Raw genomic sequence first — 19,782 nt, forward strand, 5'->3', positions numbered from 1 at the left:
CCCCCCATGAGCGACTGCCGTGGTTTCCCCCATGAGCGACTGCATCAAGACGGGAGTAGGGAGAATAAAATTGACTTTACCTAATAAGTACGATAAACGCTATATTATCTTCGCCATCACTAGATGTAACTAGTGTGTACAAAGTTTTGCAAGTTGGTAAAAATTCAATTATTTATGAATGTTGGCAGTACACCACTGAACATATAGATTTTTTTTAAAACCGGTAATTATCATAAATTAAACTTTATTTTTTGGGTAAAATAACCCTATTTATCTACCTTTAAATAGTATGTCATGATTGGCCAATTATCGCAAGGGAATTTTAGTAATATTTTTTAAAGATTGTTTAAAGCCTATCCAGGACATTTAATTGAATGAAATAATAATTTTATGATTATTTTTTGATAGATTTTTTTATAAATGTAATCGTGAAATTTTCTAGATAATAAAAAAACGTTTTGGCGCTTTAAGCAAAGTCTCAGGAGTTAAGCAGTGAACCCAACAATCAATGTTCCAATTTTGCTCACTACACTCCACAGCCTATAGCCCACAACCATTCTAAATCAATAAGCTTGGAACCTAAGTACTAAGTCTCAGAAAGTGGTAGAAGACACCCTCAAGCAAGACCGCTCAGATTTTAGCTACTGGGTTAATGCTACTGGGTTAATGCTACTCTCAGTAGATCACAAAGTTAGGAAATCCTAAGGTTTTGGTGGTGTTAGGTTAATGATTTTAGATTAAACTGGTTAAGTACTTTTCTTGGAGACAGTGGTGTGGAACTTCTTTCCAAGTCTTTTCTTGAAGCCAGCACCAAAAATCAGTGTGGCTAAGGAACCCAAAATGGTGGTGGGTTCAGGAGCTGAAGGCACAGATCCAGCAGAAAGGCTGGAACTAGCTACCCAGGCATCAAAGGATCCGGCATTGGCTCCTCCCAAAGACCCATCAGTAAATCCGGCTAAGTAAACCTTAGCAGCCTGTTGGGCATCAATACCAAAAAAAGCAAAGTCATCTTCGGGGGTTCCAAACTGCTCAGTCATCAACAGGTTACCGTCACTGTCAAACTGGGCAATAAAGACATCATTGAGTCCGGCATTGACTCCTCCTAAATCACCATCAGTTACTCCTGAAATATATATTAAGCCGTCACTGCCGATGTCAATAGCAAAGGCGCTATCAGAACCAGAAGTCCCAATCTGTTGAGTCCATAGCTGGTTGCCATCCGTGTCATACTTAACCAAGAAAGCATCATCATACCCAGCATTAGGTCCCCCTAAAGAGCCCAGGGTAAAACCTGTGCTGTAGACATTACCAGAGCTATCAACAGCAACATCCCAGGCAAAATCAAAATTAGAAGTACCAAACTGCTCAATCCACAACTGCTCACCGTTACTATCAAACTTCGTCAACCAGCCATCATACAACCCAGCATGCTCTTCGCCTAATTTACCAGTAGTGAATCCTGTAGCAAAGACATTACCATTGTTGTCGGCGGCGATACCGTAAAGTTCGTCAAAATCAGGAGTACCAAACTGTTTAGCCCACAACTGGTTGCCATTGCTATCAAACTTAGCGACATAGGGATCATCATACAGGGGAATGGGCAGATCTGATCCAGCATTTACTCCGCCTAAGTCACCTGTAGTATATCCCCCAGTGTAAATATTACCGTCATTATCAACGTCAATTGCAAAGGCAGTGTCGAATTGGGAAGTTCCATACTGTTGACTCAACAGCGTGTTGCCATTACTGTCTAACTTAATAAAATAGGCATCATCTCCTCCAACTACCGACCCCCCTAAGTTACCCGTGGTGGTGCCTGCAATGTAAACATTGTCATTGCTGTCAAAGCTAATATCAAAGGAGCGGTCCTCACCAGAAGTCCCCAACTGTTTAACCCACTGTTGTTGACCCTGGCTATTGTATTTAGCTACGTAGGCATCTTGAGATCCAGCATTGGATTGCCCCAAGTCCCCTTGAGTCCATCCTGTAACGTATACATTACCAACGCTATCAGTACCAACGTTAAACGCGATATCAACACTGGCACTTCCCAACTGCTGAGCATTATCGAAAGCTGGTTGTTGGGATGGGGGAGTATTATCGTACTCAAAGTAGTCACCATCTACACTCAGACCAGAAGCTCCTGGCAAAACCGCGATCAGATCAGGTCTAGGATTATTCAGAAATATGGCTGTGCCATTTTTTTTCGGTCCGATCGGTTTCAGAGTATACTTACTTGAGTCCCCGTGAAGCTGAATAATATCTTGGTTGGGATCGAAGTCTGGAATTAAAGCATAGTCCTTCTTCCCTCGGAATCCGGTACCGCCAGCGTAGTAGGGATTCTTCTCATCCCCCAACAAAAATCGGTCTCTGGTAGGGACATTTGGGGCGGTCCCTCCTTCACTAGTAATATCAGGACCACCAATTAAAATATCAATTTCTCCTTGACCAGGTATAGCAGCACCAGGATCGACACCCAGTAAAATATCATTACCAGTACGAGTGAAAATGACATTATTCCCTGAATCCCCTACAAAAGGATCGGGACCGGGGGTGCCTACTTTCAGGACAGTAATAAATTCGGATAGTATATTATCTGAGGTTTGACTACTGCCTGATGTTCCGCTGTTGACTATGCGCGAAGTCAATAGTCTTTTCAAGAATGAATTATTATTGGAAATAGTTGGATTGTTTGACGATAGGCTTCTCAAAAAATTCCTGATTTCAGATTCTTCCTGATCAGCAAAACTGAAGGACTGAGATGTAGCAGGTTTGACCTCAACTCCCAAAATTCCCAAAGTAGCTAATAAAATATTAGCGGTAGCAAAAATGGAGGCTTTCACGAAAATTAAAACTCCCTATTCTTCCTTGTACTTGGTAGAAAAATTATGCTCCCAGGCGGCTTTGGTCAAAACCATGACCGTTTCTGAAGTCATATAGGGTGATTGAGGCTACAGTCTGTCATCCCTATTAGAGGTAACGGTAAGGTAGTGGTCAAGGCATTAGTTACAACCAAGACAAATATTTATCCTGAAATAATTAACTCAAGTTACCTAAGCAGCCGCTAGCTTCTCAACTAATTGTTGCATATTCCGACCATATCCAACCACAGATTTTGGATATCTTTATTGAAAAAACATAGTGAATTATTAATCATATAATGATTCCCGGAAACTGTCAATGGATTGGCTATGGTATTAACTCTAGATAAATGAAAAATTAAAAATTACCTTTGGAGAAAATTACTCTGTATAAAAAAGCTATTATTCGGCTAGGAAAATCCGTAGTAAATTTATTAACAATTATTAGTAAAAAAAAATCTTTTTAGGTAACTTTTAACGTTCTAGGCACGATATCGGCTTCCCTGTGCGGGTAAATTCTAGGTCTTCACCAATTTTTTACCATTACTTGATCTTGATTTTTCGGAATTTCATTCACAGTTTTTGAATGATTTAATAGAAGTTCTGTATAAATCAATTACGAATCAGGAATATGACTCATCTACAAGAGGCAGTTGTACTCATGACCGGTGCAGCTGGTGGTTTTGGACAGGAGTTAACCCAACAGTTATTAAAGGCTGGCAGCCGATTAATTCTATCTGATCTCGAAGAAGTCATTGTCCGTAAACGGGCTGAGGTGATTTGGCGTGAAGTGGTTACAGGGGATGTGATCCCATGCCTAGGAGCTAATTTTTCTTCCCGTGAGGGATGTAAAAGCCTAACACTTAACAGCTAACAGCTAACATCTAACACCTTGCCCTAACCCTAAAAACTAAATTGACAGAGTCCTAGTGCTTGACGACTCAAAGCTCTACCTAACGCTATAATCGCCATTATCTTAATCAATAATTTATACAAAATTTATCAAATAGATATCTGATATTTGTAAAATTAGATGATTATTGTATTTAAGTGATAGTTCAAGCTGTAACTCTGGATTTCTTTGTCAAACTACATGGCTCATTCAAACTAATTTGACGATGCTAACCCTAGTTTAGCTCAACATAAAAAAACGGTGACAGGCGACACTCCTGTGCTACTAGTTGAGTCCAACTTATTTTATGTCTTGAATTTTGATATGAATCAAGGTGTAAATCCTTAGAGATTGCCTAGGGTTAATTCAAAATTTTTTATACGATCAATGTGGTCAATGTTGTCATTTACACCAAGTATCTTGCTGCTATCGGTCTAGATAGATAGACTTGGTCTGGAGAAAAAAGTTTGCTATTTTAGGGTAAGCATTCACCTATCAAATCCTGAGCTAAGGCGCTACGGGCATGCTGTGCAAAGAGCTAATCTAATCCAACGTCTGATCAATAAAGAGAGTTCCCCCATAAGGTTGTTTTCGTGAGCGACGCGCTTCGTGATGGGCTGCTCCTGACTCGGTTCTGTTGCAGGAATCATGAATAGCTGATAACTTGCAAGTACAGTAAGCACGTAGCCCGTTAGCTGATGGCTGAATACCTCAGGGGATGACAACTTGAAAGGGTATAGGGTGAAATTAAGCCGTAATTAAAACCTGTTAATCATAACTGAACAAGATAGAGTAGTTTGCTGGAAATTCAGGGGCTAATTTATGCTAAATAAACCTGTCAATAAGCGCCAAGAGTGGTGAGGGTTAAAACACAATCAACCCTGCTCCTACCCTACTTCCCTCTATTCCCACACGTCCCTCTCTTGGTAGTTTTTTATGTCTCTTTACAAACAGTCAACAATAAACATTCAGCACATGAAATTTGTAAAAAGATTATCCAAGTCATCCCCTAGGGCAATCCATACTATTTACAATAGCTTAAATAGCAGTAATGATTGGTAAAAACTATATTTTTTATTTCATACTCTGAAATTTTATTTAAAAGCCGTAAAACTAAATAAACTTGGTAATTCAGTTTATAACACTAGTTTGATAATCACAAAAAAATGAAACTATAAATTAAGTTAACTAGTTTACCGTGGTTAAGACTCAGTCTATGTCTAATTCTAAACTTGACATGGCATTGGCCCAGCTCCAAGAGGACTTGGATAGCTTTGAAAAGAATCTGATCCAACGTATCCAAGGGAAAGACACGATGTCGGATAAATTAACAGAATCAAGCAATATTAACCAAAAACTGCCACAAACTCCGATCGCCATTGTTGGCATGGCATCGCTTTTACCGAAAGCCAGAAATTTGCAAGAATACTGGACGAATATTCTTGAAAAAATCGACTGCATTACTGATGTTCCTGCTTCCCACTGGAATGTAGACGACTACTACGATCCAGACCCCAGGGCACCGGACAAAACCTACTGCAAAAGAGGCGGATTTATCCCACATATCGATTTTAACCCCATGGAGTTTGGGCTCCCTCCGAATATCCTCGAAGTAACAGATGTTTCCCAGTTGTTAAGTCTAGTAGTGGCAAAGGAGGCGATGGAAGATGCGGGCTATGGCAAATCCCGGGAGTTTAATCGAGAGCGTACTGGGGTGATCCTAGGCTCGGCACTGGCAAAACAACTATGTACACCACTTTCAGTTAGATTGCAGTATCCGATTTGGGAGAAAGTCCTAAAAAGTAGTGGGTTATCGGATCAGGATACTAAAAAAATTGTAGAAAAAATCAAGCTAGCCTATGTGCAGTGGAACGAAAATGCCTTTCCCGGGATGCTAGCTAATGTTATTGCTGGACGCATTGCCAACCGTCTAGATTTGGGGGGAACAAACTGTGTAGTGGATGCCGCCTGTGCCAGCTCATTAGGTGCTTTAAAAATGGCAATGAGTGAGCTGAGTGAGCATCGCGCTGACATGATGCTCACTGGAGGAGTTGATACGGATAACTCCCTCATGGCCTATATGTGTTTTAGCAAAACCCCTGCCATCTCCCCAAGCCAGACTATTAAGCCTTTCGATGCTGAGTCGGATGGAATGATGCTGGGTGAAGGCATCGGGATGCTGGTACTCAAACGTCTGGAGGATGCTAAGCGAGATAATGACACAATCTATGCTGTGATCAAAGGCATTGGTACCTCCAGTGATGGTCGATATAAAAGCATTTACGCTCCTCGCCCAGAAGGACAAGCGAAAGCGTTGAAGCGGGCTTACGAAGATGCAGGTTTCTCTCCTACCAGTGTCAGCCTGATTGAAGCACACGGCACGGGGACTAGAGCTGGGGATCCCAGTGAATTCAAGGCTCTAAAGGACGTTTTTAGTGAAAACAACCCCAAAAAACAGTATGTTGCTCTCGGTAGTGTTAAATCCCAGATTGGGCATACCAAAGCTGCGGCTGGTGCCGCCAGTCTAATCAAAACTGCTTTGGCTCTACACCACAAAATCTTGCCACCTACTATCAACATCACCAACCCCAACCCATCACTGGATCTTGATAATTCTCCATTTTATTTGAATACTGAAACCCGACCCTGGATTCGCGCTGAAGGAGATGAGCCAAGGCGTGCTGGTGTGAGTTCCTTTGGCTTTGGTGGCACGAATTATCATGTTGTTCTGGAAGAATATGAACAGGAACACAATCATTCCTATCGTTTACACCACACTTCCGAGTCCATTCTCCTGTCTGCACCAACACCAGACCAATTGTTAGCTCGTTGTGAAGATACCTTACAAAAGTTGCAATTTAAAACTGGAGAGCAGCACTACCAGAAACTAATTGATAGCTGTAAAGCTGAAGAAATTCCGGTCACTGAAGCCAGAGTGGGGTTTGTGGCGGATTCTCTAGTACAAGCTTGCAGATGCTTACAAACCACTATTAACTGGCTAAAAAAGAGACCACAAGCACAATCGTGGAATCATCCCCAAGGGATCTACTATCGTCAAAGTGCCATAGAGCTGAAAGGAAAAGTCGTTGCCCTATTTTCAGGGCAAGGTTCCCAGTATCTAGAAATGGGGCGGGAACTGGTGATGAATTTCCCTTGTTTGCGGCAGACCTATGGTTATATCGATAGTCTGTTCCTCAAGGATAGTTTGAAGCCCCTTTCAGAAACGGTTTTTCCTCCGCCTGTGTTTGATACAGCTCAAAGGCATATCCAGGCTAAAGCACTGCAACATACAGATTATGCTCAGCCAGCCATCGGAGCCTTCAGTGTTGGTCTTTATAAGATCTTGCAACAGGCAGGATTTAAGCCTGATTTTATTGCTGGACACAGCTTTGGAGAACTCACTGCTCTCTGGGCTGCTGAAGTTCTCAGTGATGAGGATTACTTTTTCCTCGTTAAAGCTAGAGGCAAGGCCATGGCAACCCCAGATCAGCCAAGTTTTGATCCGGGAGCAATGCTGGCGGTGAACGAAGAAATTAATCAAGTCAAAGCGGTTATTGATAGTTTTCCTCAAGTTACTATTGCCAATTTCAATTCCAATCGCCAACTGGTATTAGCCGGTTCAACAGCAGAAATTGCGAAGGTACAGCAAGTGTTGACTGAAAAAGGGTGTTCTACTATTTTGCTGCCAGTTTCCGCTGCCTTCCATACTCCTCTGATTGGACATGCCCAAAAAGCTTTTGCTCAAGCGACTGAAGCAGTTACGTTCAAAAAAGCAAAAATTCCTGTTTATACCAATGTGACTGGGGAGCGTTATCCCACTGAACCCCAAGACATTAAAAATATTTTGGGAGTACATTCAAGCAAATCAGTACTGTTCAAGCAGGAAATAGAAAGTATCTACAATGCAGGGGGATATTGCTTTGTTGAGTTTGGACCTCGGAGTATCCTGACCCACTTAGTAAAGGATATCCTTGGTGATAAACCCCATGTCGCCGTAGCCTTAAATGCTAGTCGTCAACAGGATAGCGATCGCCAATTGCGTCAAGCGGTTATGCAGTTGCGCGTGGCTGGTTTGCCCTTGAAAAACCTCGACCGCTACCAAATTCAGCCTCCAGCACCCAAGACTGACAACAAAAAAACCCTGAATATCCGGTTAAATTGTAGTAATTATGTGTCAGAAAAGAGGAAAAAAGCTTTTGAAGAGGCTTTGCAGGATGGACATAAAGTGACATCTCTTGCTCAGGATAATGGGGCAAGTCATGTGAGCACAGTGGAAACTCAACTGACACAAATGCTCACCAATGGAAATCGGTCTAGCCAGAGCAATGGTCACACAGCTAAGGCCAATCATCAGCGCAGTTCTTCAACTAAGGTTGTCACGCCATCGGTACCATTCCTGAGTAATGGAAATCGGTCTAGCCAGAGCAATAGTCACACAGCTAAGGCCAATCATCAGCGTAGTTCTTCAACTAAGGTTGTCACGCCATCGACACCATCCCTGAGTAATGGGCATCGGTCTAGCCAGAGCAATAGTCACACAGCTAAGGCCAATCATCAGCGGAGTGCTTCAACTAAGGTTGTCACGCCATCGACACCATCCCAGAGTAATGAGCATCGGTCTAGCCAGAGCAATAGTCACACAGCTAAGGCCAATCATCAGCGGAGTGCTTCAACTAAGCTTGTCACGCCATCGACACCATCCCAGAGTAATGGGCATCGCTCTAGCCAGAGCAATGGCAAGGGGGCTATGGCCCAGAACCCAAGAAACAGGATTGCACTCTCGCCATTCATCCAGCCCACATCTCGGTTACGTCCCATGGAGACTTCTCAGACCAAACCCACATCAATTGCCACTCAACCTACCCAGAAGCCAAATGGGCATCTTGTGACCTCCTCTGGGAGTAGCACCAATGACAGGTCTGATGCCAAACCAGCACTAGCTCTTACTCAACGCGCTCTTGAATCGAACATGCCCTCAACACCAACCCTATCTGTAAATTCCCAACGTATTTTAGAGAGCTTAGAGTACAGCTTGAAGTTGTTTAGTCAGCATCAAGGTGAAACGTTACAGGTTCACGGACAATATCTGAACAATCAGCTGGAATATGCCAAAACCTTTTTCCAACTGATGCAGCAGCAGCATTCCTTGTTTGGAAACAGTAACGGAACTGATCAACAAGCGCAAACGAAGCAAGTTGTGATACAGAGCTTAGAGCGCACTATGATGCAGTTTCACCAGCAGCAAGGTCAGACTCTCAACGTCCATGAGCAATATTTAAACCATCAGCTAGAGTATACCAAGAACTTTTTCCAACTGGTAAAACAGCAGTATCAAGAGGTTCTAAAAGGTGATGTTGTTGATCAACCAGGGCTAGAAGCTGGTAATGGTAATCAATTGCTGGGGAAGGAGTTAACCACACAAGCTACTTCTACAACGGTGACAACATCGGTTACTAGTGTTCAGGATAGTCTCAATAATTTGCCATCCACTACCAAACTCACTACAGCGACCAAAGAAACAAATAAGTTAGTAGAGCAGCAGGATAGCCAAACCTCTGACAATGGGCAAGTTGTAAAGCAAGAGGAAACAGTTAAACAAAATCTCTCTGATAGCTCTAGTAACACAAGTGCATCTATAACTGTTCCTGCTGCTACCCTGGTGAAGGAGCCAGAGCCAGAGCCAGCTTTAAGCAATGTCTCAAAACCCATTCAGGAAAGTTTAGTAGCTGAAGTTAAAGTTGAACCAACAGCAAAAGTAGCATCTTCAGCATCAGCAGCCACGGATATTAATGAGATTAGCCAAACTCTGCTCGATGTGGTTAGCGAGAAAACCGGCTATCCAGCGGAAATGTTAGAGCTGGATATGGACATGGAAGCGGATTTAGGGATTGACTCCATTAAACGGGTGGAAATTCTAGGTGCTTTGCAGGAGCTGAATCCTGATTGGCCTGAAGCTAATCCAGAGCAACTTGGAGAACTGCGTACCCTTGGTCAAATCGTGGAGTACTTACAGTCCCATGGTTCCAAGGTTCTCCCTGTCGAACCTGAAACAACAACCAACAGCTCAAAGGTTCTCCCTGTCGAACCTGAAACAACAACCAACAGCTCAGCTGAGATACAAACAATCGAATCTAACTCAGTAGAGAGTAATGATGTTAAACCAGTTGTAGAAAATCCAGCCCTAAAAACTTCAACACCATTAACAGCTATAGATGTTGAGGCCATCAGTCAAACTTTGCTAGATGTGGTTAGCGAGAAAACCGGCTATCCAGCAGAAATGTTAGAGCTGGATATGGACATGGAAGCGGATTTAGGGATTGACTCCATTAAACGGGTGGAAATTCTAGGTGCTTTGCAGGAGATGAATTCTGATTGGCCTGAAGCCAATCCAGAGCAACTTGGAGAACTGCGTACCCTTGGTCAAATCGTGGAGTACCTACAGTCGTATGGTTCCAAGGTTCTCCCTGTCGAACCTGAAATAACAACTAACTCCTCAGCTGAGATACAAACAATCGAATCTGATTCAGTAGTAAGTAATGATGTTAAACCAGTTGTAGAAAATCCAGCCCTAGAAACTTCAACACCATTAACAGCTTTAACAGCTATAGATGTTGAGGCCATCAGTCAAACTTTGCTAGATGTGGTTAGCGAGAAAACCGGCTATCCAGCAGAAATGTTAGAGCTGGATATGGACATGGAAGCGGATTTAGGGATTGACTCGATCAAACGGGTGGAAATCCTAGGCGCTCTACAGGAGATGAGCCCTGATTTGCCTGAAGCCAATCCAGAGCAACTTGGAGAACTGCGCACTCTTGGTCAAATTGTTGAGTATCTTCAACAGCAGACAGTTACGACTGAAAAAAAAGAGTTCCAGAACCAGCCTTTTAATGAGCAACTTGACCTAGATCATAAGATTCCACGCTGTTTGGTAAAACTTAAAGCTCTACCTGAGCCAGATAGTTTGGATTTTACTTTACCTGACAAACATATTGTTTTGTTAACCGATGATGGTTCACTCACTACATCCAAACTGGCTCAATCCCTAACAGACCGTGACTGGAAAGTGGTGGTCTTAAGTTTTCCCCAATCCCTGATTGCAGAACAACCACCTTTACCGAAAGGAGTTAGTCGTATTGTGTTGAACAATTTGAGTGAGGAGCATTTGAAACAACAATTGGCAGCAATTACTGCTAACTATGGTTTCGTTGGTGCATTCATTCATCTCAATCCTGCGATTGGTACCGGACCCAATCATGGAATTCGCTTTCTTGACCTAGAAAAAGCTCTTCTTAAGCAGGTCTTTTTGATTGCCAAACATCTCAAACCATCACTGAATCAAGCAGCGCGTCAAGGACGCAGTTGTTTCATGACTGTTGCTCGTCTTGATGGAGCGTTTGGATTAGCACAAAACATGAACTTTGGTGCAATTGGTGCGGGTCTATTTGGATTGACTAAAACCCTAAACCTTGAATGGAAATCGGTATTTTGCCGGGGCATTGATCTGAGTCCTGATCTGAATGCTGAGCGCTCGGCTCAGTACATCATGGCTGAACTTCACGATCCCAACCATTATATTACTGAAGTTGGATATAGTTCACAGGGGCGAGTAACCCTGAGCACTGAACCATCCATATAAATATAGTGCTTGAGTGCTGAGTGTAACTAGTGGCAAAAATCAGGGTGTAGTTTACTATATAGTGCTTGAGTACTGAGTGCTGAGTGTGACTAGTGGCAAAAATCAGGGTCTACCTTACCAAACTGGAACAATCAACCAAAACATTGAAGATGTTAAGAATGTCGCCAATCTCGCCAGGAGAAACCCTAGACAGAAAACTAGTTTCTGTCGAGCAAGCGATGGAAATCTTAAATCGCCTTGCTAAATCCACTTATGTAGTAACGATGAGTCGCGTCAAAGGACCTCTGAGTGAAGAAATCCTTAGACAGGCTCTGGAGCTGATTCAATACCGTTACCCTTGTCTTAACTGTCGTATTGTTGGCTCGTTAGATAATCTCTGGTTTCAAACTGGAGGGGTGTCCAAGATTCCTTTGCGTGTGGTTGACAATCTCTACAACGAACACTGGCAAGAGGTTGTTCTCGAAGAGCTGAATCAGGGAATTGAGAGTGATAAAGGTTTGATACGGGCAGTGCTAGTTCGTGCTGAGAGTGAAAATAGTGCGAGCTATCTGATTACATCAACCCACCACGCTATATCAGACGGCTTATCTTGTGTCCAACTGCACTCAGCAATTTTGACCTACTGCCAGAAAATTCACTGTGGGGAACCAATAAATTCAGTACTTCCCTTGCCGATACTCCCACCCATAGATAGGTTAATTCCGATATCAACGAGGGGATTCCAAGGGATTTGGCATAGATCATTCATATTATTACGAATAATTTTTAATCAGGTTTGGCATCGACCAAAAACTCTCGGCTTTGAAAAGTCCGTACCCATTAATTTACGCCGTTGTGGTATGGTGCAAAAATCCTTAGATAAAGGGTTAACCCAAGAGTTAATCAATCGTTGCAAAAAGGAAAAGACAACAGTACACGGTGCCCTGTGTGGGGCGATGCTGTTGACTGCTGCGAAAAGCATCACAGGAAATAATAAAAAAAGGTTGTCTGTAAGTTGCCGATCTTATGTTGATTTGCGCAGGCGTTTAGAACCAGTGGTCAGTGATGAGGTCATGGGCACGCTAGTTTCAGGTGTTATCTCATATCACACCTTACAGAGCAATGTATTATTCTGGGATTTAGCTCGGAGTGTTAAAAAAAAGGTGGAATTTCGTTTGAAGAAAGCGAATATATTTAGAGTTATTTTAATCAGTAAAATCTGGGTTAATTCTTTTTTTAGAAATCCTAATAAAGAGTCTTCAACGGTATGCGTTACAAATCTTGGTAAAGTCAATATTCCTAAACATTACGGTTCCTTTGAGCTAGAAGAAATCAGTTTTGCAGGAGCCAACAGTGCATTTGGGGGAAGTTTATCGGTTGCTGTCTCAACCTTTGACGGAAAAATGCTTTTAAATTTTGCGTTTTCTGAGCCATCAATCAGTCATAAAACGATGGAAACATTTGCAAACAATGTCCTGTCGTGTCTTATTGAAGCTTGCTTACCTAATGTAGATTTACCTCTAACGGAGTGCAAAAAATAATAGTTTTAACCCCCTAAAAAATAGAGTTAGTTTAAGTTAAATGAAATTAAATTTTGATAAAAAAATATAAAATTTTTGATAAAATTATGATACAAACAGCTCAAATCAGTCTATCATCAGTTTTTCTTGTCAGTGGCGGAGCAAAAGGCATTACCGCTGAGTGCGTGATTCAGATGGCACAGCACCAACCATGCAAATTTATCCTACTGGGTCGTTCATCAATCATGAAAGATGAACCAGATTGGGCAAAGGATTGTTTTGATGAATCTGAATTAAAAAAACGGATTATGAACAATATCCTTGCCCAAGGACAGAAGCCTACCCCAATGGAAGTAAAACGGGTATTTAAGACAATTGCTTCGAGTCGAGAAATTCACAAAACTCTCTTGGCAATTGAACAGGCAGGCGGTCAGGCAGAGTATATTGATGTTGATGTAACCGATGCTTTAGCCTTACACCAAAAGCTGGCGACTGTGGTTGAGCGCATGGGTCCAATTACCGGTATTATCCACGGAGCAGGGGTTTTAGCGGATAAATTAATTGAAAAGAAATCGGAACAAGATTTTGAGACCGTTTATGCTACTAAAGTAAAGGGTTTGGAAAATCTACTGAGTTGCGTCAGCCCAGGTCAACTGGATTATTTAGTTCTATTTTCTTCTGTAGCTGGTTTTTACGGAAATATAGGTCAGTCGGACTATGCGATCGCAAATGAAATTCTCAACAAATCAGCTCATCTGGTCAAGCAACACCATCCCTCGTGCCATGTGGTTGCCATCAATTGGGGACCTTGGGACAGTGGTATGGTGACTTCGGAACTAAAGAAAGCGTTTGCTAAGCGCAACGTTGAAATTATTCCGATCCCAGTGGGGACAAACATGCTAGTTAAGGAACTGGATACTGCCAATCAGGACACGGCGCAAGTGGTGATTGGCACTCCACTGGAACCGGTGTTAGAGGAGTTAAACCCTGAGTTACGAACCTATCGTATTCGCCGCAAGTTGACACTGGACGCTAATCCCTTTTTACAAGATCACGTCATTGCCGGTTATCCAGTATTGCCAGCTACTTGTGCCGTATCATGGATTATTAATGCCTGTGAACAACTTTATCCCGGTTACAAATTCTTCAGTTACACAAATTTCAAGGTATTGAAAGGGATTATTTTCAATAATAATCTGGCAAGGGAATATATTCTGGATTTGAAAGAAATTGCTAAGACCAATGACGGTTCAATAGAATTTGAAGGAAAGATATGGAGTAAAAAAGAACAAAGTAAAATTCCTTATCATGAGCATTATCGGGCTCAGATTAAGCTGGTCAGAAAAATTCCTAGTCCTCCTACTTATGATACGGTTAACTTAGAGGACGATCATCAACTTATTGAACAGATTAAATCACCATCATATCAAGCTGGAAAATGGACTTTATTTCATGGCTCTTCGTTTTGGGGGGTGAAACGGGTCTTGAATCTGACTGCTACAAAAATTACGGCAGCTTGTCGTTGGTCATCTATTAGTAACCAACAACAAGGGCAGTTTACAATTCAAACTTATAATCCCTACATTGCTGATATTCAGACACACCCTATTGGAATTTTAATTTATGTGTTTCATCAAGACGAATTGTTACCTTGCGCATCGCAAAAATTTGAACAATTTGCCATGATTCCACCAGGAGAAACGTTTTATATATCTACCGAACTACAATCTAAAATCAAAAATAATGTCCAGGTTAATATCATAGCCCATAATAGTGAAGGAAAAATCTACTCTCGTTGGGTTGGCTGGAAAGGAACAGTTTTTCCTATAGAGTCAAAAGCTATATAGTTGACTAAAAGTAATCAATACCAAATCCGGTTTAATAAGACTATATTCAAAACAATCAAAATCCTTGCATAGAGTTTATTGTAACTTTAGATAAGTCACCTAAATAAACCGGATTTGGTATAATTAACTACCGAAAATAAAACTGATATTTAAACTAATTATTATCAATGGTTTTGGTTGATAAATTTTATATGGATAAAATAGCAATAATTGGATTTTCTTGCCTTTTTCCTGATGCCAAAACGCCAGAAGAATTTTGGCATAATCTGATTAATGAAAAAGATTCAACTTCGTTATTAACTGAAAATGACATAGGAGTTGATCCGACCAAATTTTTTAATCCATTAAAAAATAAACCGGATAAAACCTACTCCTTAATGGGAGGATATGTCCGAGATTTTAAGTTTGATGTCACTGGATACAACTTACCTTCAGAACTTCTTGAAGGCTTAGATCCTCTCTTCCAAGGGTGCCTGTATGTTGCCAAACAAGCACTGCAACACAGTAATTATTTGAGCAATGATAGGGTGCTTTCAAAGTGTGGTGTAATTTTGGGTAATGTCTCAAGCCTTACTCAACTCTCAAATCAACTATTTGGATCGATTTATCAGGACGCCATCGAAGCTGCACTTAGGGAGCTTTTGCAGAATCAAAACTTCCAGTTGGCAAAATTACCGAAATCTGCAAAATTATCTCTGTATAATGGGATGAACTATGGTGCGCTGTCAGCCTTAGTCGCCCAAGCTTTTTCTCTATCCGATATTAACTATTCCTTAGACTCTGCCTGTTCTTCATCACTGTATGCTGTGAAATTGGCAAGTCATTACCTACTATCCCACAAAGCTGATTTGATGTTAGCGGGAGGCGTTAGTTATACCGATCCAATTTTTCCTCGGATGCTATTTTCTGGTATTCAAGCTTACCCTGAAGATGATGTCAGCCGACCCTTAGATCAATATTCCAAAGGTCTAACCCCAGGCGATGGGGTGGGTATGGTGGTGCTCAAGCGCTATAGTGAGGCTATTCGAGATGGTGATCAAATTTATGCGACAATCTGTGGTAACGGATTATCCAATGATGGTCGGGGAAAGCACCTGCTGAGTCCGAACCCCCAAGGCCAAATTTTAGCTTATGAACGAGCCTATGCTGAGGCAAACATTAGTCCAAAGACCATCGATTATTTAGAATGCCATGCTACTGGTACTCTCCTTGGTGATACCACTGAATTAGGCTCTGTAGATACCTTCTTTGGTCAGCATCAAGGATCTATGCTGGTGGGTTCTGTCAAATCTAATCTGGGTCACCTGCTAACTGCTTCTGGTATGGCTAGCATCATTAAAGTCATTTTGAGTATGTCTAAGGGTGTAATACCCCCGACCATTAATATAACGACTCCCCTCAGCTCTCCTAATAATGTGATTGCAGCGGAGCAAGTGGTTCGAGCTGCAACTCCCTGGCCGAATAATAAACCGCTTAAACGCGCAGCGATTAATACCTTCGGTTTTGGCGGAAATAATGCTCATTTGATTCTTGAGCAATCTACTCAGGTCAAAGAAATTCCTGATTTTGAACCTAAAGCCTCTACACCTGTGCCAGCTACTAAGATGGCGATTGTGGGTATGGACAGCTTTTTTGGCTCCTGTGATGGCTTGGATCGGTTTGAGCGCAGTATTTATGATGGAACCGAGCACTTTATCCCCCTTCCTAAGCACCGCTGGAAGGGAATCGACGAGGAACAGCAATTGCTCAAGGACTATGGCTTTACAGACGGTAAAGCACCCTTAGGCGCTTACATCCAAGATTTTGACATTGATACATTACGGTTTAAGATACCCCCCAATGAAGCAGACACAATCAACCCTAAACAACCGCTAATGCTTAAGGTAGCCGAGCGTGCTGTGAAAGACGCAGGACTAAGTGAGGGGGGAAATGTGGCAGTGATTATCGCTGCAGAAACCGAACTTGCTGCTCACCAGCTTCAGCAGCGATGGCATCTGTCTTGGCAACTCAAAGAAAGTTTTGTTGACACGAATCAATCTTTACTCTCCGAAGCTATCGAGACCCTAGAAAGCATTGTTAAAGATAGCATCCACAAGCAGGCAAAAAGTAGTGACTATCTCGGTTACCTCGGTGCGATCACAGCTAGTCGTATTTCTGCTCTGTGGGATTTCAACGGGCCTTCCTTAACTCTCGGTGCTGGGGAAAATTCCACCTTCAAAGCTCTGGAAACGGCACAACTATTACTCGCTGCTGGAGAGGTAGATGCAGTTGTTGTGGGTGCTGTTGACCTAGCTGGCAGCGTGGAAAATGTTTTGTTGCGAAACAAATTGGCAAAGGTCAACACAGGAGTTAATACCTTAAGTTACGACCAAAACAATAATGGCTGGATGGTTGGTGAAGGGGCTGGCGCTGTGGTTTTAAAGCGTCTTGATACAGCCAAACAGGAGCAAGACCGTATTTATGCAGTGATTGATGCCATCAGTTTGGTACAAGCCCGTGGGACATCAGACCAGGTCAATCCTTTCCCGCAACCGCCTATGGCTGAAGCTGTCATACAAGCCTGTCAAAAGGCTCATACTCAAGCAGAGATCACACCTGGGGATATTGGCTATTTAGAAGTGTTTGGTAGTGGAGTACCTCAGGAAGATGAGGCAGAGATTCGCGGATTAACCCAAGCCTATCAAACTGCCAAGCCTGATTTAAGCTGTGGGATAGGTAGTGTTAAGGCAAATATTGGTCATACCTGTACTGCTTCAGGAATTGCTAGCTTAATCAAAACTGCACTCTGTCTATATCACCGATATATTCCAGCAACATCTCAATGGACTGGTCCTAAAATGCCCGAGGTTTGGGAAGGTAGTCCATTTTATGTGGCAACCGCATCAAGACCTTGGTTTTTAGCACCAGAGAGCCCCAAACGAGTAGCAGCAATTAACGGTATGGGAATGGAGGGGACTTATGCCCATATAATTTTGTCAGAGGAACAGAGTCAGAGCGATCGCAACAGCAACTATTTGGAGCAAACACCGTTTTATCTGTTTCCGATTGCTGCTGATGGTCAATCGGAGTTACTCGAGCAGCTGCATAATTTAGAACAAACTATCGAAAATTGTGTTTCTCTATCTACTGCTGCTCGCCAAACCTTTACCAGGTTTCAAAAACGTTCTCAGGCCGCTTATACCCTAGCCATTCTCGGACACAATAACGATGAATTAAAACGAGAGATCCAGCGTGCAATTAAGGGGATTCCTAAGGCTTTTGATACAGGTAAAGACTGGCAAACCCCTATGGGAAGCTATTTTACAGCTAAACCACTGGCTAAACGGGGTACCGTTGCGTTTGTTTATCCTGGTGCTTTCAATTCCTATATTGGACTAGCTCAGAATAGTTTTCGACTGTTTCCCAAAGTCTATGAAGAGGCAGATAAACATGTCGCCAATATGGCTTCGATTCTCAGGGAAAGACTTCTTTATCCCAGGAGCTTAAATGCCTTATCCAGAAAGCAACTCGAAATCCTTGAACGGCAACTGTTAGATGATTCCCATACCATGCTCATATCTGGAATAGGCTTTGTTAAAATTTTGAGCATAATCATGAGGGATTATTTCAAACTTCAGGCTCAATCTACCTTTGGCTATAGCCTAGGGGAACTTAGTATGATGATTGGTGAGTCCGTCTGGAGTAACTATGATCAAGCTATCGATGGCTTAAGCTCCTCTGAGATATTTCGCACAAGACTGTCTGGTCCTAAAAACGCAGTTCGCGAGTATTGGGGATTACCCCAAGGCAATGATGATCAGCACAAACAAATTTGGAGTACCTATGTTCTGATCACTCCGGTATTTCAAGTTGTGGAATATCTCAAACATGAGAATCGCGTCTATCTTACTCATATCAATACGCCAAAAGAAGTGGTAATTGCTGGTGATCCTCAAGCTTGTCGGAGGATGATTGACACTCTCAAATGCGATGCCTTCCGTCCTCCTGCCGATGATGTACTTCATTGTGACGCCATGGCTTCTGAATACCATGAACTTGCTAGACTGACCAGTTTACCTATCGGCAGCCAACCAGAGACTATTTTTTATTCCGCAGCCGATTACAAACCCATTACCCTTGAGAGCCGTGCCATTGGTCACGCGATCGCCAAGGGTCTTTGTCAGCGCCTCGATTTTCCTCGGCTAATTAACCAAGTCTACGACAATGGAGCCAAGATCTTTGTGGAGGTAGGCGCTGGCAGTACTTGTTCTAGATGGATTGGTGAAAATCTCAAGCATAAGGAACATGTCACAGTTTCCCTCAATAAAAGAGGTTCAAACGACCATACCTCTATTGTCAAAGCCTTGGCAAAACTAATTAGTCATCAAGTCTCTCTGGATTTGTCGCCACTGTATACTCAGGAACCAGAAAATTCCGGTAAACAGCGCTCAATGGTTAAAACCATAACCTTGGGTGGCAGCCCGATTAAGTCCACCATTTTGACCAATACTAACCAGGAAATAGCCGAAGCTCTATCATCAAAAGTCCTGATTCATCAGACTTCGGAACAGCCACAAACTTTGCTCAATTTTAAACCATCTAAACCTGTAACTTCATTAACTCTTAAAAAGACTCTCCTAAACCCTGAAAATAGTGCTAATATTTCTTTAAATGACAGCGTTATAACCCCCGAAGAAATTAACTCTGGCCAGCCGCCTATTAAAATACCGCTGGAGAATAATCACAGTCTAGAATTAGCCCAAAACAGTAACAATTTGATGCTGGGAGTAAACTTCAGCGAATTATACAAAAATCAGTATAAAAAACTGAGTTATAATACATCTCACATCACCAAAAACCATGCTGCTTTTTTAATGAATCAACAAGAATCATTGAAGCAAATTGGCGACATTATTCAGCACCAAGTAACGTTTTCAAAGCAGTTGCTTGATTCTGAATCATAATACGGACAGTTCCGACTCCTGTCCAACCAAGGGGCGTCCCTGAGTTAAATACCTGACGGGGTGACAAACAGCCTTAAAAGCTTTACGGGGTGTGGGGTGTGGGG

At 42.3% G+C, this 19,782-nt stretch carries 5 protein-coding genes and 1 pseudogene; 5 read left to right on the plus strand and 1 reads right to left on the minus strand.

Annotation, left to right across the window (positions count from 1 at the left end; translation table 11 throughout):
* Positions 1-746 precede the first annotated feature (746 nt).
* The gene (locus AC4II3_RS21250; protein ID WP_488011426.1) at positions 747-2,843 is read right to left on the minus strand and encodes a PEP-CTERM sorting domain-containing protein; all 2,097 of its coding nucleotides are present in this window, start codon (positions 2,841-2,843) and stop codon (positions 747-749) included.
* Positions 2,844-3,492: 649 nt separating this feature from the next.
* Between AC4II3_RS21250 and AC4II3_RS21255 the strand changes: the two genes are divergently transcribed.
* The 5 genes and pseudogenes from AC4II3_RS21255 (at position 3,493) to AC4II3_RS21275 (ending at position 19,678) form a co-directional block, all read left to right on the plus strand.
* Positions 3,493-3,735, plus strand: a complete 243-nt coding sequence (locus AC4II3_RS21255; RefSeq protein ID WP_488011691.1) for a hypothetical protein — start codon at positions 3,493-3,495, stop codon at positions 3,733-3,735.
* Between the two features lie 1,234 nt (positions 3,736-4,969).
* Positions 4,970-11,389, plus strand: coding sequence for a beta-ketoacyl synthase N-terminal-like domain-containing protein (locus tag AC4II3_RS21260; RefSeq protein ID WP_488011689.1), 6,420 nt, complete (start codon positions 4,970-4,972; stop codon positions 11,387-11,389).
* 158 nt (positions 11,390-11,547) lie between these two features.
* Entirely contained in the window at positions 11,548-12,909 is a 1,362-nt protein-coding gene (locus tag AC4II3_RS21265; RefSeq protein ID WP_488011687.1) for a phthiocerol/phthiodiolone dimycocerosyl transferase family protein, read from the plus strand.
* An 86-nt stretch (positions 12,910-12,995) separates the two neighbouring features.
* A pseudogene (locus AC4II3_RS21270) lies at positions 12,996-14,735 on the plus strand (SDR family NAD(P)-dependent oxidoreductase); the annotation flags it as partial.
* A 191-nt stretch (positions 14,736-14,926) separates the two neighbouring features.
* Complete coding sequence (locus AC4II3_RS21275) at positions 14,927-19,678, plus strand: PfaB family protein (protein ID WP_488011685.1); 4,752 nt, start codon at positions 14,927-14,929, stop codon at positions 19,676-19,678.
* Positions 19,679-19,782 lie beyond the last annotated feature (104 nt).

It is taken from the genome of Moorena sp., assembly GCF_982860115.1.